The 19,001-nt window shown below is 63.8% G+C and carries 16 protein-coding genes, 1 tRNA gene and 1 riboswitch; of the genes, 9 read left to right on the forward strand and 8 right to left on the reverse strand.

Features of this window, described 5'->3' with window-relative positions; all coding sequences use genetic code 11:
* Positions 1 to 64 precede the first annotated feature (64 nt).
* The 5 genes from GC121_RS07145 to GC121_RS07165 all read left to right on the forward strand — a co-directional run bounded on the left by GC121_RS07145 (position 65) and on the right by GC121_RS07165 (position 7,394).
* Positions 65 to 1,075 carry a glycoside hydrolase family 16 protein gene (locus tag GC121_RS07145; RefSeq protein ID WP_305038606.1) on the forward strand — a complete coding sequence of 337 codons (1,011 nt, stop codon included), beginning with the start codon at positions 65 to 67 and terminating at the stop codon, positions 1,073 to 1,075.
* A 5-nt stretch (positions 1,076 to 1,080) separates the two neighbouring features.
* The gene (locus GC121_RS07150) at positions 1,081 to 2,148 is read left to right on the forward strand and encodes a LacI family DNA-binding transcriptional regulator (protein WP_234421149.1); all 1,068 of its coding nucleotides are present in this window, start codon (positions 1,081 to 1,083) and stop codon (positions 2,146 to 2,148) included.
* Complete coding sequence (locus tag GC121_RS07155) at positions 2,141 to 3,376, forward strand: MFS transporter (RefSeq protein ID WP_234421150.1); 1,236 nt, start codon at positions 2,141 to 2,143, stop codon at positions 3,374 to 3,376. The genes GC121_RS07150 and GC121_RS07155 overlap by 8 nt, the downstream gene beginning before the upstream one ends.
* A 71-nt stretch (positions 3,377 to 3,447) precedes the next feature.
* Complete coding sequence (locus tag GC121_RS07160) at positions 3,448 to 5,883, forward strand: glycoside hydrolase family 3 protein (protein ID WP_151973439.1); 2,436 nt, start codon at positions 3,448 to 3,450, stop codon at positions 5,881 to 5,883.
* Between the two features lie 77 nt (positions 5,884 to 5,960).
* The gene (locus tag GC121_RS07165) at positions 5,961 to 7,394 is read left to right on the forward strand and encodes a sugar MFS transporter (protein WP_151973441.1); all 1,434 of its coding nucleotides are present in this window, start codon (positions 5,961 to 5,963) and stop codon (positions 7,392 to 7,394) included.
* 122 nt (positions 7,395 to 7,516) lie between these two features.
* On the opposite strand, the gene GC121_RS07170 is transcribed toward GC121_RS07165, so the two are convergent.
* The 7 genes from GC121_RS07170 to GC121_RS07200 form a co-directional block, all read right to left on the reverse strand.
* Positions 7,517 to 8,230 (reverse strand): PPC domain-containing protein, encoded by a 714-nt coding sequence (locus GC121_RS07170; protein WP_199857786.1) that lies wholly within the window; start codon positions 8,228 to 8,230, stop codon positions 7,517 to 7,519.
* A 94-nt stretch (positions 8,231 to 8,324) separates the two neighbouring features.
* On the reverse strand, positions 8,325 to 9,935 hold the full coding sequence (locus GC121_RS07175; RefSeq protein WP_151973445.1) for a pre-peptidase C-terminal domain-containing protein: 1,611 nt from the start codon (positions 9,933 to 9,935) through the stop codon (positions 8,325 to 8,327).
* Between the two features lie 112 nt (positions 9,936 to 10,047).
* Positions 10,048 to 11,619: an aminomethyl-transferring glycine dehydrogenase subunit GcvPB gene (gcvPB, locus tag GC121_RS07180; protein ID WP_151973447.1), complete on the reverse strand. Its 1,572-nt coding sequence runs from the start codon at positions 11,617 to 11,619 to the stop codon at positions 10,048 to 10,050.
* Positions 11,616 to 12,971: an aminomethyl-transferring glycine dehydrogenase subunit GcvPA gene (gene gcvPA, locus GC121_RS07185; RefSeq protein ID WP_151973449.1), complete on the reverse strand. Its 1,356-nt coding sequence runs from the start codon at positions 12,969 to 12,971 to the stop codon at positions 11,616 to 11,618. The genes gcvPB and gcvPA overlap by 4 nt, the downstream gene beginning before the upstream one ends.
* Before the next feature lie 144 nt (positions 12,972 to 13,115).
* Positions 13,116 to 13,487: a glycine cleavage system protein GcvH gene (gene gcvH / locus GC121_RS07190; protein ID WP_151973451.1), complete on the reverse strand. Its 372-nt coding sequence runs from the start codon at positions 13,485 to 13,487 to the stop codon at positions 13,116 to 13,118.
* A 3-nt stretch (positions 13,488 to 13,490) separates the two neighbouring features.
* Positions 13,491 to 14,633, reverse strand: a complete 1,143-nt coding sequence (gene gcvT, locus GC121_RS07195) for a glycine cleavage system aminomethyltransferase GcvT (protein ID WP_151973453.1) — start codon at positions 14,631 to 14,633, stop codon at positions 13,491 to 13,493.
* Between the two features lie 161 nt (positions 14,634 to 14,794).
* Positions 14,795 to 14,887: riboswitch (glycine riboswitch) on the reverse strand.
* A gap of 202 nt (positions 14,888 to 15,089) precedes the next feature.
* Positions 15,090 to 15,181, reverse strand: a tRNA-Ser gene (locus GC121_RS07200).
* A gap of 240 nt (positions 15,182 to 15,421) precedes the next feature.
* Here GC121_RS07200 and GC121_RS07205 point away from each other — a divergent pair.
* The 4 genes from GC121_RS07205 to GC121_RS07220 all read left to right on the forward strand — a co-directional run bounded on the left by GC121_RS07205 (position 15,422) and on the right by GC121_RS07220 (position 18,382).
* Positions 15,422 to 16,243: a DUF1134 domain-containing protein gene (locus tag GC121_RS07205; protein ID WP_151973455.1), complete on the forward strand. Its 822-nt coding sequence runs from the start codon at positions 15,422 to 15,424 to the stop codon at positions 16,241 to 16,243.
* Positions 16,244 to 16,335: 92 nt separating this feature from the next.
* Complete coding sequence (locus tag GC121_RS07210) at positions 16,336 to 17,517, forward strand: aromatic amino acid transaminase (RefSeq protein WP_151973457.1); 1,182 nt, start codon at positions 16,336 to 16,338, stop codon at positions 17,515 to 17,517.
* Positions 17,518 to 17,581: 64 nt separating this feature from the next.
* Positions 17,582 to 17,833, forward strand: coding sequence for a hypothetical protein (locus GC121_RS07215; protein ID WP_151973459.1), 252 nt, complete (start codon positions 17,582 to 17,584; stop codon positions 17,831 to 17,833).
* Positions 17,834 to 18,382, forward strand: coding sequence for a GNAT family N-acetyltransferase (locus GC121_RS07220; protein WP_151973461.1), 549 nt, complete (start codon positions 17,834 to 17,836; stop codon positions 18,380 to 18,382).
* Between the two features lies 1 nt (position 18,383).
* On the opposite strand, the gene GC121_RS07225 is transcribed toward GC121_RS07220, so the two are convergent.
* The gene (locus GC121_RS07225) at positions 18,384 to 19,001 is read right to left on the reverse strand and encodes a riboflavin synthase (RefSeq protein WP_151973463.1); all 618 of its coding nucleotides are present in this window, start codon (positions 18,999 to 19,001) and stop codon (positions 18,384 to 18,386) included.

Consider the following 19,001-nt stretch of genomic DNA (forward strand, 5'->3'; position numbering starts at 1 on the left):
CACGCCGGAGCCCATTTTGGTTTCATGCAATCGCCGCACAGACCGTGCGGCGAAAGGGCCTAATGTGACAGCGAACATCACGCATTTTACCGCGCTTGCTCTGGCAGCCAGCGTTCTCGCGCTTTCCGGCTGCGGCGGGGACAGTGCGTCCGGCGGCAGCGGCGGCCCAATCGTCTCGGCACCGTCTCCCACACCTTCGCCAACCGGCGGTGCGTGGCAAATGGTGTGGTCGGATGAATTTGCAGGCACCGCAATCGATACCGGGCGCTGGAACCTCATCAATGATTGCTGGGGCGGCGGTAACGAGGAGCGCCAGTGCTACACCCCGCGCCCCGAAAACGTCTCGGTCGAGAACGGTCTGCTGGTGCTGACCGCGCGGTCGGAGCAATGGACGGGGCCTGCTTGGCCCGCCAATTTCGGCCCCAGCGGCACGGATCCAGGCGAGCAGCGCACCAAGCCCTATACTTCGGGCAAGATCACCACGCAGGGCAATTTCGCGCGCACCTATGGCCGCTTCGAAATCCGCGCGCGCTTCCCGCAAGGGCAGGGTGTGTGGCCCGCCTTCTGGATGATGCCCGAACGCAGCGAATATGGCGGCTGGGCAGCCTCGGGCGAGATCGACATTCTCGAAATCATCAATCCCGGCGTGGTGTGCGACACCTGCGAGGCAGGGGGCGAAAACTCGATTTACGGCACGCTGCATTTCGGCGGCAATTGGCCCAATAATGACCAGTTCAGCCAGGGCCGATCCTTCCCCGCCCTCCTCGACGGGGAATTCCATACCTATGGCGTGATCTGGGAGGAAGGGCGTTTCAGCTGGACGGTCGATGGCGAAGTCTATGCCACCGCCGACGCAAGCGATTGGTATACAACCGCAACCACGGGACGGAACGCCCCGTTCGATAGGGATTTCCACATTATCCTGAATCTGGCTATTGGGGGACGCTGGCCGGAAGGCAATGCGCTTGGCGGCGTATCCGATGAAGGGTTTCCCAAGCGGATGGAAGTCGATTGGGTGCGGGTTTGGGAATGCGATGCCAGTCCGGCTACAGGCAGGGGCTGCACCGGGGGTTAAGGCGCGTGGCACGAAGGAAGCAATCGGTAACGATCAAGCACGTGGCGGCCGATGCCGGCGTCTCGCTGCAAACGGTCAGCCGTGTCATTAATAACGAGGCTAATGTCCGCCCTGAAATGAAGGAGCGGGTGCAGGCATCGATCGACAAATTGGGCTATGTCCCCTCGATCGCCGCCCAGCGGATGAGTGGCTCGCGCTCCTATATCATTCTCGCACTGAATGACCGCGAACGCACGATTGCTGCCTGGCAAGCGCGTGAAGGCAGCGACTGGGTGGACCAGATGCTGATGGGCGGAATGCTCAAATGCGCAGAATATGGCTATCGCCTGATCTTCGAGCTGGTCGATACGCATGACGACAATGTGCAGCGCGAATTGCAGGGCGCGATTGCCGCTTTGCAGCCCGACGGTGTGATTCTGACGCCGCCGCACTCGGACAATCCGCTGATTACCGAGCTGCTGGAGCAGGAACAGATCCCCTTCGCCCGCATCGGCAGCCGCGCCAATGGCGGGAACATCTCGCTGACGATGGGAGACAAGCGGATGGCGCGCAGGGTTACGCGCTATCTGATCGATCGCGGCCACACCCGCATCGGCTTTATCGCCGGGCCGGACGAATATGCCGTAAGCGGCAGGCGCAAAGCCGGGTGGCGCGAGGAGATGGAGTCCGCCGGGCTCGACACCGAGAGGCTGTGTGTCGATGGCGATTTCACCTTCCTTTCGGGCGAGCGGGCCGCGCGCAAATTGCTCAGCAGCATCCGTCGCCCGACCGCGATCATCGCCAGCAATGACCAGATGGCGATGGCCGCCAATGATGTCGCCCATGCCGTTGGACTGCGGGTGCCGGGGGATGTCTCGATCATCAGCTTCGACAACACGCCGGTGGTGCGCTTTGTGCAGCCGCCGCTGACCGCCGTCGATCAACCGATTGCGGCCACGGTTGGTCGCGCGGTCGAATTGCTGATTGCTGCCAATCGCGGCGAGGACCTGCCCGAAATGCCGGTGGTGATCGAAGGCGAGCTGATCGAGCGCGCCTCGGTGCGCCCGCTGCGCAGTCCGGTTGCGCGTGCCTGACGCAACGCCCGCCGACCGGATAGCCAGCCAGCAGAGTCAATCCCCGCGCTTTCTGCTGTTGTACGCGCTCGCCGTGGCGGGGGGCGCGATTGCCTATGTTCCGTTCCTTACGATCCTGCTGCCGGTGCGGGTGGAGGCGCTGGCGGGGGATGCCAGCGTCGACTGGCTGGCCTATGCGGCAATGGCCGGGGCCCTCGCGGCGAGTTTTGCGAATATCGGCTTCGGCTGGGCGTCCGACCTGACGCGCGCTTTGCCATGGGGACGGCGCGGCTGGATCGCCACCGGCCTGATGGTCAGCAGCCTGCTGCTCGCCAATATGTCCGTAGTCACGCACTTGCCGGTGCTGATCGCGATGCTGGTGGCGTGGCAGTTTGCGCTCAATATGATGCTGGCTCCGCTTGCCGCTTGGGCGGGCGATACGGTGCCCGATCATCAGAAAGGCCTGCTCGGCGGCTTGCTGGCATCGGCTCCGGCGATGGGTGCGCTGGTGGGCGCGCTCATAACGATCCCCGGCCTCGCGTCGCCCGATACCCGCCTGATACTGGTTGCCGTCCTTGTCATTCTTTGCGTTGCCCCTGCGCTGCTCTTCGGCAAACCGGCGGGCTTTCCCGAACTGGTCGATCCGGTCGCGTCGACGGCTGTGCGCAGGCCCAGCCAAAAGCGCGGGGTGGTGGTGCGGATGTGGCTCGCCCGGCTACTGGTGCAGATCGCGGAGGCGGCGCTGTTCGCCTATCTCTACCTCTGGCTCCGCTCGATTGCGCCCGGCTTCAGCGACAATGAGGCGGCGCAGATCTTTTTCGGCGTCTTGCTGGTGACTGTGCCGGTGGCGCTATGGGTCGGGCGCTGGGCCGACCGTGTGGATCGCCCCATCTTCCCGCTCACCATCGCTGCCGGAGTTGCCGCAGCAGCGCTGCTGTCGATGGCCATTGCGCCCAATCTCGTCATGGCGCTGGCCGCCTATGCGGTGTTTGGGTTGTCCGCCCATGTGTTCCTCTCGTTGCATTCGGCGCAGACGCTGCGCGTGTTGCCCCGGCCCGAGCGCCGTGGGCGCGATCTCGGGCTGTTCAACCTCACCAATACCGTCCCTTCCCCGATCATGTCGGTGCTGACGCTGACGCTGGTGCCGGTGTTCGGGTTTGACGGATTGTTTGTCCTCCTCTCCGGCCTCGCATCGCTTGCTTGCCTGTGCCTGCTGAGCGCCGGACGTATCCGCCACCACGGTAAATAGGCGCTTGCCAAGAGGGGCTTGCGGTGTAAAACAAGCGACTTTGAGAACGTTCTCAAATCGGAGAGGATACAATGCGAGTGAAGGCGGTGTTCCGCGCAACCGTGGCTGCGGCGGCTTTGAGTTTGAGCCTTGCGGCCTGCGATGGCATTTTTGGCGAAGCGGTGACGATCGCCGAATCCGCAGTGTCGTATGACGATGAAGAGGCCTTTATCGCCGATCTCGTTTCGCGGATGTCGCTGGAGCACAAGATCGGCCAGCTGATCCAGCCGCAGATCAATTCCTTCACCCCTGAAGACATGGAGCGCTGGCGCTTCGGCAGCTATCTCAACGGCGGCAATGGGGGCCCTTACGGCAATGAATTTGCCGAAGCGTCTGAATGGCTGCGCTATGCCGACGAGATGTACGAAGCCTCGATCGAGCCGCTGCCCGATGGCCAGCCGGTCATCCCGACCATGTGGGGCACAGACGCGGTGCACGGCCACACCAATGTGGTGGGCGCAACGATCTTCCCGCACAATATCGCGCTGGGCGCGGCGGGCGACGCTGATCTGGTGCGCCGCATCGGCCATGCGACCGCGACCGAAATCGAAGTGACCGGCATCGACTGGAACTTCTCCCCCACCGTGGCAGTCGCGCAGGATGACCGCTGGGGCCGAACCTATGAAAGCTATTCGGAAAACCCCGAACTGGTCGCTGAAATGGGCGCTGCGTTGGTCGAAGGCCTGCAGGGTACACCCGGTTCCGACGATTTCCTCGGCGACACCCGCGTTATCGCCACCGCCAAGCACTTCTTTGGCGATGGCGGGACCGAGCAGGGCGTCGACCAGGGCGATGTGAATGGCGATCTGGAAGAACTGATGTCGATCCACGCCGTGCCTTACCCGGCAGCCATCGGTGCCGGGGTCGAATCCATCATGGCGAGTTTCAACTCGATCAACGGCACCAAGATGCACGGCAACGAGCAATTGCTGACCGAGGTCCTGCGCGGCCAGATGGGTTTTGACGGGCTGGTTGTCGGCGACTGGAACGGCCACGGCCAGGTGGCAGGCTGCACCGTGACCGATTGCCCGGAATCGCTGCTCGCCGGGCTCGACATCTATATGGTGCCCGACGATTGGGAAGCGCTTGCTGAAACGCTGATCGCGCAGGTTGAGGATGGCACCATCCCCATGGCGCGGGTGGACGAGGCGGTGACCCGCGTGCTGCGCGTCAAATATCGCGCCGGTCTGCTGCGGCCCGAACCGGTGCTGCCGTCGGAGCGCGGCGTTGGCGGCCAGTTTGACCTGCTCGCATCGGACGAACATCGCGCATTGGCGCGCGAGGCCGTGGCGAAGTCTCAGGTTCTTCTCAGCAATGACGGCGTGTTGCCGTTGCAGGCGAGTGCCAATGTGCTGGTGGCGGGTGTGGCTGCCGATGATATCGGCCGCGCGTCGGGCGGATGGACGCTCGAATGGCAGGGCGGGCTCGAAGGCGTGATGGGCGCTGACGCCGGTATCGCTGACGAGCTGTTCCCCAACGCCATGTCGATCTGGGACGGGATTCAGGAAACCGTCGAGGCAGGCGGCGGCAGTGCCACGCTTTCCGCCGATGGCAGTTTCGAAACCCGCCCCGATGTCGCTATCGTGGTGTTCGGCGAAGAGCCTTACGCCGAATTTGCCGGTGACCAGACCGATCTCGTCTTCCGTGACGAGGAAGGCCTGAACCTGCTGCGCAGCTTCCGCGAACAGGGCATCCCGACGGTCGCCGTTTTCCTTTCGGGCCGCCCGATGTGGATGAACCGCGAACTCAATGCAGCGAACGCCTTTGTCGCGTCGTGGCTGCCGGGCAGCGAAGGTGGCGGCGTGGCCGACGTGCTGTTCGGCCTGATGCAGCCGACCGGGCGCCTTTCCTTCAGCTGGCCGCTCCAGTGCGGCGGCACGCCGGTCAACGGATCGCAAGGCGCACTGTTCACGCTCGGCTATGGCCGCACCTTTGCTGACACCGCGCCGTTGCAGACGCTGAGCGAGGAGTGCGCGCAATTGCTGGTCGGGCCGGGTCAGGAAGTTTACGGCTCGGGTCGTCTGGGTGACGGTGTGACCGCCACGGTTCGCGGCGGCGGCGCACTGCCCAATCTTGTCGGCAGCGAAGGCGGCGTGCGTGCACGCGGTTACGACCGCGATGCGCAGGAAGATTCGCGCGAAATCCGCATGGATGCGGGCGCGCAGTTCGGCATCACGCAAAGCGAGAGCAGCGGCGGCGCGTGGCGTATCACCTACGAAGTCGTCACCCGCCCGAAGGGCGCGGTAACGATTATGACCGGCGATGCGGGCGGCAGCATGAGCGAGCTCGATGTCCGCCTCGAATTCGAGAACGCGCAAGGCAAGGGCTTCCGCGAAATGGTTATCACCGATGCCTGCGCCGCCAATCTGGGCGATACCTTGCGCTTTGTCAGCGAAGGCGAGATTACCTTCCGTATCGCGGAAATCCGCCGGGAAGACTTGCCCGACGGGGCGGAATGCTCTTTCTGATCCGTCAGAGAGAAATGGGTCCAACATAGTGTGCGGAGCCGGGATGCAGCCCGGCCCGCTTTCAGGGGAGAGTATATATGGCGCTAGCGCCCGATGTGTCCGCAAGCACCGATCCACGGCCGGTGACCGATGACGACACGCCGCCCGTCGATGCGCCGGGCTTGCAGTATTTCGTCTTCGGACTGTTCTTCATCTTCGGCGGGATTACCTCGCTCAACGATGTGCTGATCCCGAAGCTGCGCGAGCTCTTCACCCTGAGCTGGACCGAAGCCATGCTTATCCAGTTCTGCTTCTTTGCCGCCTATTTGCTGATCGGCATTCCCGGCGCGAAGCTGGTGAAAAAGATCGGCTATATGCGCGGCGCGGTTGCCGGTCTTGCCACCATGATCGCGGGCTGTTTGCTGTTTATCCCGGCAAGCCAGAACGGCACGTATGTCATCTTCCTCGGCGCGCTGTTTATTCTGGCGAGCGGGGTTGTGATCGTGCAGGTGGTGGCGAACCCGCTGATCAGTCTGCTCGGGCCGCCATCCACCACGCATAGCCGCCTGACTTTTGCGCAAGCGTTCAATTCGCTGGGCACCACGATCTTTCCCATTGTCGGCGCGGCGGTCATTCTCGGCAGCCTTGCCGAAATGAGTGCGGACGAGCTGGAAGGTGCAGCGTTGCAGGCCTATCGCGCGGCGGAAAGCCAGGCGATCTGGCAAGGCTATCTCGGCGTTGCCGCACTGATTGCCGTTGTTGCCGCCGCGGTGTGGATGTTCCGCAACCGGCTGCCGCATGATGCGAAAATCATGGGTGATGGCGAATTTGTCTCCAACAGCCGCTATCTGATCGGGTTGGCGCTGGCTGCGCTGGGCGCGTTTCTGGCGGTGCAAGTCAATGCGTGGCTTGGCGTTGCCTTCATCCTCGCGGCACCCGTGCTGTGGCTGTATGACAATGACCTGCTGAAGCGTGCGCGCTTCAGCTACGGTGCGCTGTGCATATTCCTTTATGTCGGTGCCGAGGTGTCAATCGGGTCGGTCATCATCAACTACCTGTCCACCGAGCGCGTGCTGGGTGAACCGGAAAACGTGATCGGCTGGATGATCGGCCTGTACTGGGGCGGCGCAATGGTGGGCCGTTTCATCGGTTCGTATTTCCTGCGCGTTTTCAGCCCGGGCAAGATCCTCGCCTTCAACGCCACGGGCGCGATCCTGCTCATCATCATCTCGACAATGACGTCGGGCGAGGTGGCCGCCTACAGCCTGCTGGCCGTCGGCCTGATGAACTCGATCATGTTCCCGACCATCTTCTCGCTCGCTTGCGAAAAGCTGGGGGCGAAGGCGGCTGACGGTTCGGGGATCATCAACGTCGCGATTTTCGGCGGCGCGGTTGTCCCGCTGCTCTTCGGCGTGGTTGCCGATGCGACGGGCGGCAATCTCTCGCTTGCGATGGCGATTCCGATCGCGTGCTACGCCATTATCGCAGGCTTCGGCATTTTCGCTCGGCGGCCCGCGACGACCATGGCCTAGCAGCCGTTTTTCCGGGGGGAGGGCGGCGCGTAATTCCTTCCGCGTCGCCCCATCGCCTGAGGACACAAAAAGGGGCGGGAAGCTGCGTGCTTCCCGCCCCTTTTGCATGTGTTTTGGCGGTCTTAGTCGAGCGTGACCACAATCGTGTAGCTGCCCGTGGTGCCCGGTGCGTAGGAGGTCACGCCCACCAGATAGACCCCGTCCGAGGTCAGCATCTGCTGGATGCGCGAATTGGTGCCTTCGCCGCCATCATCATCCTCGACCAGCGGCTGCCCCCCGGAGGTGAGTAGCACCGCGAAGGTATCGAAGGTGTCAGACGTCAGCTCCACAGTCACCTGCTGGCCGGCCTGCGCGGTGAAGGGGTGGAGCTCGAAATACTTGCCATCGTCCAGCAGCTGCGATGCGGTGGTCAGCGCGGCGGTGGTATCGACAACGATCTGCGGCGGAACTGCCGGACGGGTGGCTGCCGTCAGGGCATAGCCGCCAGTCTCGCCTTCCCAATAGCTGCTGACTTCAATGGTGTAGGTGCCGCTGGCGGGCAGACGGCGCATGATCCGCGCATCGAGCGTTGCGGCATCCGCATCATCATTCTCGACCCGGAACCCGTCGGGGCCGCGCACGGTGAGGTGGGCGTCGAATGCGGTAGACGAAAGCGAAGCCTCCAGCGTTTCGCCCTCGCTCGCTTCAAAGGTGTAGGTGTCGGTATGGCTGCCCGTCCAGTTCACTGTGTCGCGTGCCGTAAGCTCTCCCGTTTCCGAGATCGCGACCTGCGCGGCGGCGGGGACGCTCGCCATGGCAGCGAGCGCGACTAGCGGAAGCGCGCCGAATTTGGTCATATGCATCAATTCCTCTTGCGATAGGCGTGTTCGATGCCGCTCACCATGGACGAACCCTATGGCAATGCAACGGCTGTTTGTGGTGGCGCGCGCCTTAGTTGGCGCGTGCGACCTGCCGGTTGTCCGCGCTGCCGAGATTCATCAGCACCTGCTGGTGCGGCATCCCGTCTCCGCCGCGGTCGACCACGATGTTCTGCCAGCCGGGCGTCTGCATATCGCGGAAATCCTCGGCATCAGTACCCAGCGGTTCTTCCAGCACCATGCGGTAGAATTCGCGGCGCATATATTCGGACAGCTCGCCCGCCTCGATAGCGCGGTCGCCATTCATGTCGGCAGAGCCTTCCATCGCGGCGCGGAAGATGTGGCTGATATAGCCGCCCGCCTTCTCGCCCTCGGCCACCAGGCTCAGCACGTCTTCATCGCTGCTGAAAATGCCCATGCGGTTGTCGGCGTTGCGGATGACGTTATCGAACCCGCCGGCAAAGCAGGCATCGATCACCAACAGGGTGCGGGCATCAATGCCTTCCATCATCGCGGCGAGTTCGTAATCGAACAGTGCGGCATCGAACAACTCGATCGTTTCCGCGCTGCCATCGCGTTCGGTGGTCATGTTCTCCACCTTCTCGCCATGGCCGGAGAAGAAGATCAGCAGCAGATCGTCATCGCCCATGGCCTGAGTGATGTCGGTCAGTGCGGACTGGAAATTGGCGCGGGTTGCCTGCGCGTTCACCAGCGTCACGCTTTCGGGTGCGAGCATTCCGGTTTCGCGCAAAGCATCGGTGACGCGGGTCGCATCTTCATCGGTGCGGTTGAGCGGGCTGATCCGCTGGTAATCCGCCACGCCGACCGACAGCGCGAAAACGCGGGCATTGCCGCTGGCGGGGCGCACGGTGCGCACGCCTGCATCGGCCTCGCGGATGGTCAGCGAATAGCCGCCCTGCTCGCCCGGAGAGTAGCTGCTGGCGGCGATGGTGTACGTGCCGTCTACGGGCAGGGTGATCGACAGGCGGCTGTCAGTGCCTTCGCTGGCGCGGAAGTCGTCGTTCCGTTCCTCGGTGCCGTTGGGCAGGTAAACCGAGAGCATGGTATCGATCGCGTCCGAGCCGAGATCGAACGTCACCCGCTCACCCGCGCGGCCGGTGTAGGCGTAGTAATCGACAAAGGCGCCATCGAAGCTGGTATCATCGCTGGCGGTCAGCATTCCGGTGGTGGTTTCACCAAACGCGACGGGCCGCGCACTGTCGCCCGCCGGATTGGCCATATCCAACGCGGCGATGCGGTAAGCCCCGCTGCCGCTATTGTTATAGGCCGACACCGTGAGCGTGTAGGTGCCATCGGCAGGTAGCACGGTTTCGATCATGCTGTTCAGAGTCTGCGCGCCCGGCGCATCGTCATTCTCGGCAGAGAAGTTGCCCGGCCCGGTCATCCGCAGCACGGTGTCGAACCGGTCGGAGGCGAGCGAGATGCGCACGCGCTGCCCCGCGCGGCCTTCCATCGTCAGCGTTTCGTTGCGAGCAGAAAGACGTCCATCAACGCCCTCGCCAATGACGAGACGGCCCGTCGCGCTGGAGCGGGCAGCGGGCTTGCGTTCCTGCTCTTGCATGGACTGCTGCGCTGCCGCGCTCTGGTTGAACTGGGCAGCGGCGGGTGTGACGGTCAATATCGCGGCCAATGCGGCAGCGGACAGAAGCATCGTCTTGGTCATTGGAAATCCCCCTGTAAGCAAAAAGCCGTTCACCCCTAAGGCATGAAAGCTGAATAAAAGCCGTACAAAACCCACCGTACACGCATACTTGTACGGCGATATACCTATCGGACTATGTCTCGTCCGGCGCGCTCCAAGTCAATCGCGGATTGCGCGCGGCTTGCGCCTCGTCAAGCCGGGCGCGCGGAGCGTGGTGCGGAGCCGACTTCAGCGCTGCATCGCCCGCCTTGGCCCGCTCCGCCAGCGAGCGCATTGCCATGATGAACTGGTCGATGCCCGATTTCGCCTCCGTCTCGGTCGGCTCCACCAGCATCGCGCCGTGGACGACGAGTGGGAAATACACCGTCATCGGGTGGAAGCCTTCATCGATCAGCCCCTTGGCCAGATCGAGCGTCGAGAAGCCCTCGGCAAAGCCCGCATCGCTGAACAGCGCTTCGTGCATACACGGCCCGCTGGCGGCAAACGGCGCGTCGAGATCGCTTTCGAGTTGCCGCAGGATGTAATTGGCGTTGAGCACCGCATCGCCTGCCGCTTGCCGCAATCCGTCCGCGCCGTGACTGAGGATGTAGGTAAGCGCGCGGGTGAACATCCCCATCTGCCCGTGGAAAGCGGTCATCCGGCCAAAGGCCTGCACATGATCGTATTCCTGGGCGTTCTCTTCCTCGACCAGATGGACATAGCCATCCGCCGTCTTTGCGGTGAAGGGCAGCGGGCCAAAAGGCGAGAGCGCTTCGGACAGCACCACCGGGCCAGAGCCGGGGCCGCCGCCGCCATGCGGGGTGGAGAAGGTCTTGTGCAGATTGATATGCATCGCATCCACGCCCAGATCGCCCGGCTTCACCCGGCCCATGATCGCGTTGAAATTCGCCCCGTCGCAATAGACGAACCCGCCTGCCGCGTGCACCGCGTCCGAGATTTCTTTCAGATCGCGTTCGAACAACCCGCAGGTGTTGGGATTGGTAATCATCACCGCTGCCACATCGGGGCCGAGGCGAGCCTTGAGCGCTTCGAGGTCAACACGGCCTTCTGCAGTCGCCGGAATATCCTCCGTGCTGTAGCCCGCAAAGGCGGCGGTCGCCGGATTGGTGCCGTGCGCGCTCTCGGGCACCAGCACCACTTTGCGCGCATCGCCGCGCGCTTCCAGCGCAGCGCGGATGCACAGGATACCGCACAATTCGCCATGCGCGCCCGCCTTCGGGCTCATCGCGACGCCGTGCATTCCGGTGAGGGTGATGAGCCAGTGCGCCAGCTCGTTCATCACGCCCAACGCGCCTTGCACCGTGTCGGTGGGCTGCATCGGGTGGACATCAGCGAAACCGGGCATCCGCGCGACCTTCTCGTTAAGGCGCGGATTGTGCTTCATCGTGCAGCTGCCGAGCGGGAAGAAGCCGAGATCAATCCCGTAATTCTGGCGGCTGAGGCGCGTGTAGTGGCGCACCGTCTGCGGCTCGGAGAGTCCGGGCAGGCCAATCGCATCCTTGCGGGCAAACGCGCCGAGGCGGCTCGGCAGATCGGTCGGCGTTTCGGGCAGATCCACACCGCAAATATCGGCGCCGCCGCTTTCGAAAATCAGCGGCTCTTCCAGCATCAGCGCCTTGTTGCCGGTGACGGTGGGGTGCGCGCTGCCATCGCTGGCAACAGGCGTGCCGGGCTTCCACCCGCTCTGGTTGATCGGCTTGTTCATGACAGCATCTCCTCAAGCGCGGCGGCAAGGGTTTCGATATCCTCCAGCGTGGTCGTCTCGGTCACCGCGACCAGCAGGCCGCGCGCATCACCATCGGGGAAGAGCCGCGCGAGCGAGACACCGGCGAGGATGTTCTGTGCGGCGAGATCACGTACGATCTGCCGTGCGTCGCCCTCCACAAGCAGGGTAAATTCGTTGAAGAATTGCGCGTTCAGCACGGTAACGCCGGGCACCTTGGCCAGACGATCCGCCGCGATGCAGGCGAGGCGGTGGTTTTCTGCCGCAAGGCCGGTCAGCCCCTTTTCGCCCAGCAGCGTCATGTGGATCGAGAAGGCCAGCGCGCACAGCCCGCTATTGGTGCAGATGTTGGACGTGGCTTTCTCGCGGCGGATGTGTTGCTCGCGGGTGGAGAGCGTCAGCACGAAGCCACGTTTGCCATTGGCGTCCACCGTCTCGCCGCACAGCCGCCCCGGCATCTGCCGCACCAGCTTGGGATCGGTGATAGCGAAGAGGCCGAGATACGGCCCGCCAAATTGCAGGCCCACACCAATCGACTGGCCTTCGCCCACGACAATATCCGCGCCGAGATGACCGGGAGCCTCCAGCGCACCCAGCGCCACCGGCTCGGTGTTCACGACAATCAGCTTCGCGCCATGTGCGTGGGCGGCGTCGGCGATCTTCTGCAAATCGGGAATGCGGCCCAGAATATCGGGGTACTGCACCACAACGCTGGCGGTGTTGGCATCGATGCGCGCGATCAGCCCGTCATCGTCGGGCAGGGCCGTCAAGCTGACGCTGGCTCCGGCAATCTCGTCCTCGGTGAACTTGGCCATCGTCCGCACGACTTCGGCGTAATGCGGATGCAGCGCGCCGGAGAGGACGTGGCGCTTCTTGCGCGTCACGCGCGCCGCCATGGCGACGGCTTCCCAGCACGCTGTCGAGCCGTCATACATCGAAGCATTGGCCACCGCACAGCCATAGAGCCGCGCCACCTGCGTCTGGAATTCGAACAGGATTTGCAGCGTGCCCTGCGCGATTTCCGGCTGGTAGGGCGTGTAGGCGGTCAGGAACTCGCCGCGCTGGATCAGGTGATCGACCGTGGCGGGAACGTGATGCTTATACGCGCCTGCCCCCAAAAAGAACGCCGCATCGGATGCCGCAAGGTTTTGCCCGGCGAGGCGGCGCATATGCTTTTCAACCGCCATCTCGCTGGCATGGAGCGGCAGGCCAGTGATGGGGCCTTCGAGATAGAGATCGGACGGCACATCGCTGAACAGCGCATCGACGCTGGGGGCGCCAATGACGCTGAGCATTTCCGTGCGGTCGGCTTCGGTAAGGGGGAGGTAGCGCATATTTTCCTGTTCCTAATCCCCCTCCCGCCTGCGGGAGGGGCAGCGAGACTTGGCAGCTTGCTGCCTAGTCGCAGCGGGGTAGGTTTCGAACGCCTGTGGACTGGCCCACCCCCAACCCCTCCCGCGAGCGGGAGGGGAGATTCATCACAACCCGTCGCAGAACGCCTTGTAGGCGGCGGCGTCCATCAGGCCTTCCAGCTCGCTTTTGTCGGCGACGGTCATTTTGAAGAACCAGCCTTCGTCTTCGGGCGAGGAATTGACGAGTTCGGGATCGGCTTCCAGCGCCCCGTTGCCTTCCAGTACTTCGCCCGAAATCGGCGCGTAGACGTCGCTGGCGGCCTTCACGCTCTCAACTACTGCGGCTTCCGCCCCCTTTTCCAGCGCGGTGCCGGTTTGCGGGACTTCGACGAACACCACATCGCCCAGCTGTTCCTGCGCGTAATCGGTAATGCCGATGGTTGCCGCTTCGCCGTCGACTTCGATCCACTCATGCTCTTCGGTAAAGTAACGTGCCATGCCTCAGGCTCCTTTGCGGTGATATTTGTGCGGGACGAAGGGAAGGGTGGTGACAGTGGCGGGCAGGCGTTTGCCGCGCACCTCCACTTCGAGTGTGGTGCCGGGCGCGGTGTGCGCCGTGTCGATATAGGCCATCGCGACCGGATGGCCGAGCGTGGGCGAGAAGCCGCCGCTTGTCAGCGTGCCGACCTTCGCGGCTGCTGCAAAAACCTCGGCCCCTTCGCGGGCAGGCAGGCGGCCTTCGAGCGAGAGGCCAACGCGCATCTGCGCGCAACCGCCCTCTGCAAGGCGTTCCATGCAGGTCTGGTAGCCGAAATAGCCGCCGGTTTCGCGGCGCGCTTTGGACACGGCGAAGGCGAGGCCCGCGCTGACCGGGTCGGTCTCCAGCGATAGATCATGCCCGTATAGCGGCAGCCCTGCCTCCAGCCGGAGCGAATCGCGCGCGCCAAGGCCCGCAGGCTGCACCCGCTCGTCTGCCACCAGTGCATTCGCGAGCCTTTCCGCGTCGCCTTCCGGCAGCGCGATTTCGAACCCGTCCTCGCCGGTATAGCCCGCGCGGCTTATCCACAGATCGATGCCGTCCCACGTAAACGCCGCGGCGGTCATAAAGGACAGTTCGTCGACGCCGGGGATCAGGCTTTCGAGCACCTCGGCCGCCTTCGGCCCCTGCAAAGCGAGCAGCGCGAAGTCTTCATAGTGGGTGAGCGTAATTGCATCGGGCAGATGTTCGCGCAAATGGGCGATGTCATCCCACTTGCACGCGCCGTTCACCACCAGCGCCAGCCGCTCGCCCGCGTGGGTCACGATCAGATCGTCGATAATCCCGCCACCCTCGGTCAGCAGCAGCGTGTAGCGCATCTTGCCTTCGCCGAGATTGGCGATGGCACCGGGGACGAGCTTTTCCAGCTCATGCGCGGCATTCTCTCCGCTGATGGCGAGCTGGCCCATATGCGAGACGTCGAACAGGCTGGCGGAGGTGCGCGTCCAGTTGTGCTCGGCCACTATCCCGCCGTGTTCGCCGTTATACTGGATCGGCATTTCATAGCCCGCAAAGGGCACCATCCGTGCCCCCTGCGCGCGGTGCCAGGCGTCCAGCGGCAGCTTTTCGGGAGGCTGCTCTTCGAATTCGGGTTCGCTATCGCTCATCAAGACTTCCGGCACGGATAGGCGACGCCCGGACACCGGACGCCTTCACCATGCCCCCTCTGTCTTGGATACCTGAGAGATTCCGGCGCGCTTTGCAGAGCGAACCTTACTCCTTCGGTGGCATCGCCCGCGTGGGGCGCTGCGCTTTCCAGAGTGCCTGTGCCAGCCGCGCGGTCCCTGTGACCTGAGAGTTTCCGGGGCGGTTGCTCCTTCGGTGCCTTTGCATCGCGCAAAAGCTCTCCCGCGCAGCTGCCGAACGAAGAATCGTTCACCAGACGCAGCTGGCTCTGCGGGAAAGCGCCCGCCCGGTCAATCGGGAATGCTGCATTGCACAGCAGGTTTCCACCGGTGCGGCGAATTTGATATCGAACAACCGGCCTCGAGCAGCGAAGCGGTAGGCTAGATTAAAGGCCACTGGCATCAAGCAGCGAAGCGGTGGGCCAGAAAAGGCGCCGCTGGCGGAGACGGAGGGATTCGAACCCTCGATACCCCGATAGAGGTATGGTTCCTTAGCAGGGAACTGGTTTCAGCCACTCACCCACGTCTCCGGGTCTTTGTGCGGCAGAAGCGGCGCTATAACGAGGGGTTGGGTGCGCTTCAAGGACAAGATTGCGCTGCGCACATTTAACGCCCGCACCCGTCTGGCTGCCGCATAATCGATTCAACTCACCGCAAAACCGATTCGCTTGGCCGAACATTCATTGCCGCTTCAGGCGCGAAGGACTCTGCTTGCGCGAGACGAATGTGTCCATGGGCAAGGGGCACCCACCAGTCGAGGGAATTTGGCGATGCGATTCACACTCACCCGTTCGACACGCGCTTTTGCTGCGGGGCTGCTGGCGCCCTTGCTGGTGCTGGCCGCCGCGCCTGCCGCAGCGCAGATGCAGAGCATTGATCCTGACGATGTGATCGATGCCGATCTGATGGATAATCCCGGCACGACCGGCGGCAGCTATGACAGCGGCTATTCGACCGAGGATGCCGCGCCGCGCTATGCCGAGGTCGAACCGCTGGACACCGCCACGCCGCGCGATCCTGATGCGCCCACCTTTGCGCAGGCTTGGGAGCAGGGCGGAACAGTCGACACTGTGCCCGCCGCGCCGGTGGAAACCGCTGCAGCCGATCCGACCACCTATAGCGAGGACGACCTGATTGGCGCCGCCGAAGATCTGTTCGGTGACGGGGCGGAAGGCATTGCCCGGCTGATCCAGAGCATTCTGGCCGATCAGGGCGAACCCAACGCCTATATCGTCGGGCGCGAGGCGGGCGGAGCGTTTGTCCTTGGCCTGCGCTATGGTTCGGGCACGCTGTTTCACCGCGTCGAAGGCAATATGCCGGTCTACTGGACGGGCCCCTCGATCGGGTTTGACGCGGGCGCGAATGCGGGCAGCACCTTTGTGCTGGTCTACAACCTCTACGACACTGACGATCTGTATCAGCGCTTCCCCGCGGGCGAGGGGCAGGCCTATTTCGTCGGCGGGCTGAGCGCGAGCTATGTGCGTCGGGGGGACACCGTGCTGATCCCGATCCGTGTGGGCGCAGGGCTGCGGCTGGGGGTCAATGCGGGCTATATGCGCTTCTCGCGCGAGCAACGCTGGCTGCCTTTCTGACGCCGCATACGTAATTATCGGTCGGAAAATCCGCACCGGCGGCAACGCCCGCCTTGCGGTAGGGCGGCGCGGGGGGCATTGAGCCTCGCATCATGCTGAACCGACTCGAAGCCCAATCGCCCGACGCGCTGCTGGCGCTGATCAAGCTCTTCAACGCCGATCCCCGGCCCGACAAGATCGATCTGGGCGTGGGCGTCTATCGCACCGCTGATGGGGCCACACCGGTGTTCGCCGCGATCAAGGATGCCGAGGCCAGGCTGGTCGCCGAGCAGGCCAGCAAAAGCTATCTCGGCCCTGAAGGCGATATGGGGTTTGTGAACGGTCTGGTGCCGCATATTTTCGGCGATGCCACCCCCGCAGCCGGGCGGATGGACGGGATGCAGACCCCCGGCGGCACCGGCGCAGTACGGCTGGCACTGGCGCTGGCGAAAGCGGCGGGGGCGACCCGCGTGCTGATGGGCACGCCGAGCTGGCCCAACCACGCGCAGATCCTCGCCGACCTCGACCTCGAACTGGTCGGCTTCTCCCACGCGGCGAGCGATGGCAGTGCCGATATGGCGGCTTTGCGCAGTGCGCTCGCCAATGCGGGTGAGGGCGATGCGGTGCTGCTGCATGGCTGTTGCCACAACCCGACTGGTGTCGATTACACCCATGCCGAATGGGACGAGATCGCGCAGCTCCTTTCGGACAGCCCCGTCCTGCCGGTGATCGACCTTGCCTATCAGGGGTTGGGCGATGGCATGGAGGAAGACGCCTATGGCGTGCGCGCGGTCACCAAAGCGTGCAGCGAAGTGCTGGTGGCCTATAGCTGCGACAAGAATTTCGGCCTCTACCGCGACCGTGTGGGGGCATTCTACGCGATTACCGGCGATGCCGAAGCGACCAAGCGCGCCATGTCCAACGCCGCCTCGCTCGCCCGCGCCAACTGGTCGATGCCGCCCGATCACGGCGGTGCGGCTGTGCGGCTGATTCTGGAGGACGCGGCGATGTCCGCCAAGTGGCAGGACGAGCTCGCATCGATGCGCGCACGCATCGCCGAAGTGCGCGCGGCTCTGGCAGCGGCCAGCAATGCGGGCGGCGTGAACCTTGAGCCGCTGGGGCGGCAGAAAGGAATGTTCGGGATGCTGCCGGTGAGCAAGGAACAGGTGCAGCGCCTGCGCGATGAACACGGCGTCTATATGGCGGGATCGGGCCGCATCAATGTGGCCGGGCTGACGCTGGGCAATATCGAGCAATTCATCGCTGCGCTGGCTGCCGTCACCGCAGAGGGGTGAGGGGCAGGCTTGCCCCGAACTTGTAAAATCGCTTACGCTTGCCCCTGCAAAGGAGGCGAAAGCTATGACGGCATCACCCGAGGATGACTACGGCGCGCTGGTGGGCTGGACGACACTGGAACAGGGCGACCGGTTCACCCTGCGCCTGCAGAGCGTGCGCAAGCCGCCGCCGCATGGAGAAGACGACGTGCATTCGCACTATTTCCTGATGGATCGGCAACAGGCGGCGCTGCTGGCCAACAATCTGTTCGAAATCGCGCGCCAGTCACCGCCCGACCCGCGTTCGCGCGGGCTCATCAAAAAGCTGTTCGGATAGGTGGATCGTCAACCGCATCTGGAAGGTGATCTGGTCGCGTTGCGTCCGCTGCAACCGGATGATTGGGACGCGCTGTTTGCCATCGCTTCGCAGCGCGAAATCTGGGCGATGCATCCGGCGCATAACCGCTGGCAGGAGCCGGTGTTTCGCGCCTTCTTTGCTGATGCGCTGGCACAGGGCGGGGCACTGGCGGTGATTGCCCGGGCGAGCGGCGCGTTGATCGGCTCCTCGCGCTTCCAAGGCTATGATCCCGCCGCAGGCGGTTCGCTGGAAATCGGGTGGACATTTCTCGGCCAGGCCTATTGGGGGCGCGGCTACAACCGCGAGATGAAGCGGCTGATGCTGGCCCATGCCTTCACAAGCGTCGAACGGGTGGATTTCCACGTCGGCGAGGGCAATTGGCGCAGCCGCCGTGCGCTGGCGAATATCGGCGCATGGCTTGACGAGAGCCGTACCGAGGATGTTGATGTGCCCGGCATCGGCACCGTGCGGCACCTGTTCTACGTGATCGACCGCGCGGGCTTTGCCGGCGGGCCGCTGGCAGCTTAGTCTAGCTTCTCAGCGCCTGCATCCGGTGCAGGTAGCGCGCGATAGTGTCGACTTCCAGATTGACCTGGTGGCCCTGGCTCAGCTCGCCCAAAGTCGTCATCTCTTCGGTGTGCGGGATGATGTTGAGGTGGAAATGCACGCTGCTATCCTCGCGGTCGTCCACCTTGTTCACGGTCAGCGACACGCCATCGACCGTGATCGAGCCCTTTTCGGCGATAAATGGTGCGAGCGGTGCGGGTGCTTCGATCACCACGTGCATCGAATCGCCGATGGGCTCCCAGTCCACCACCTTGCCCACCGCATCGACATGGCCGGTGACGATATGCCCGCCCAATTCGTCGCCGATCCGCAAGCTCGGTTCGAGGTTCAGCGTGCCGCCTTCGCGCCACATATTGCGCGCGGTGCGGGAGACGGTTTCGGCCGAGAGATCGACGCTGAAATGCGCTTCTCCCGCAACGCCGCCTTTCTCCACCACGGTCAGGCACACGCCCGAACAGGCGATGCTCGCGCCGATGGCGATGCTGGCAGGATCGAACGGGCAGGCGATGCGCAGCCGCAGGTCGCCGCGCTGTTCTGCGTGCTCGATAGTGCCGATGGCGGTGATGATTCCGGTGAACAT

The sequence above is a fragment of the Erythrobacter sp. EC-HK427 genome, assembly GCF_902498745.1.
Classification (GTDB): domain Bacteria; phylum Pseudomonadota; class Alphaproteobacteria; order Sphingomonadales; family Sphingomonadaceae; genus Alteraurantiacibacter.

Excerpts from the sequence above, each read along its gene's own strand:
- gcvPA (WP_151973449.1), bottom strand. The coding sequence starts at position 12,971 with ATGCGCTACCTCCCCCTTACCGAAGCCGACCGCACGGAAATGCTCAGC.
- GC121_RS07205 (WP_151973455.1), top strand. The coding sequence starts at position 15,422 with ATGCGATTCACACTCACCCGTTCGACACGCGCTTTTGCTGCGGGGCTG.
- GC121_RS07210 (WP_151973457.1), top strand. The coding sequence starts at position 16,336 with ATGCTGAACCGACTCGAAGCCCAATCGCCCGACGCGCTGCTGGCGCTG.
- GC121_RS07170 (WP_199857786.1), bottom strand. The coding sequence starts at position 8,230 with ATGACCAAATTCGGCGCGCTTCCGCTAGTCGCGCTCGCTGCCATGGCG.
- GC121_RS07215 (WP_151973459.1), top strand. The coding sequence starts at position 17,582 with ATGACGGCATCACCCGAGGATGACTACGGCGCGCTGGTGGGCTGGACG.
- gcvH (WP_151973451.1), bottom strand. The coding sequence starts at position 13,487 with ATGGCACGTTACTTTACCGAAGAGCATGAGTGGATCGAAGTCGACGGC.
- gcvPB (WP_151973447.1), bottom strand. The coding sequence starts at position 11,619 with ATGAACAAGCCGATCAACCAGAGCGGGTGGAAGCCCGGCACGCCTGTT.
- gcvT (WP_151973453.1), bottom strand. The coding sequence starts at position 14,633 with ATGAGCGATAGCGAACCCGAATTCGAAGAGCAGCCTCCCGAAAAGCTG.
- GC121_RS07175 (WP_151973445.1), bottom strand. The coding sequence starts at position 9,935 with ATGACCAAGACGATGCTTCTGTCCGCTGCCGCATTGGCCGCGATATTG.
- GC121_RS07165 (WP_151973441.1), top strand. The coding sequence starts at position 5,961 with ATGGCGCTAGCGCCCGATGTGTCCGCAAGCACCGATCCACGGCCGGTG.
- GC121_RS07225 (WP_151973463.1), bottom strand. The coding sequence starts at position 19,001 with ATGTTCACCGGAATCATCACCGCCATCGGCACTATCGAGCACGCAGAA.
- GC121_RS07160 (WP_151973439.1), top strand. The coding sequence starts at position 3,448 with ATGCGAGTGAAGGCGGTGTTCCGCGCAACCGTGGCTGCGGCGGCTTTG.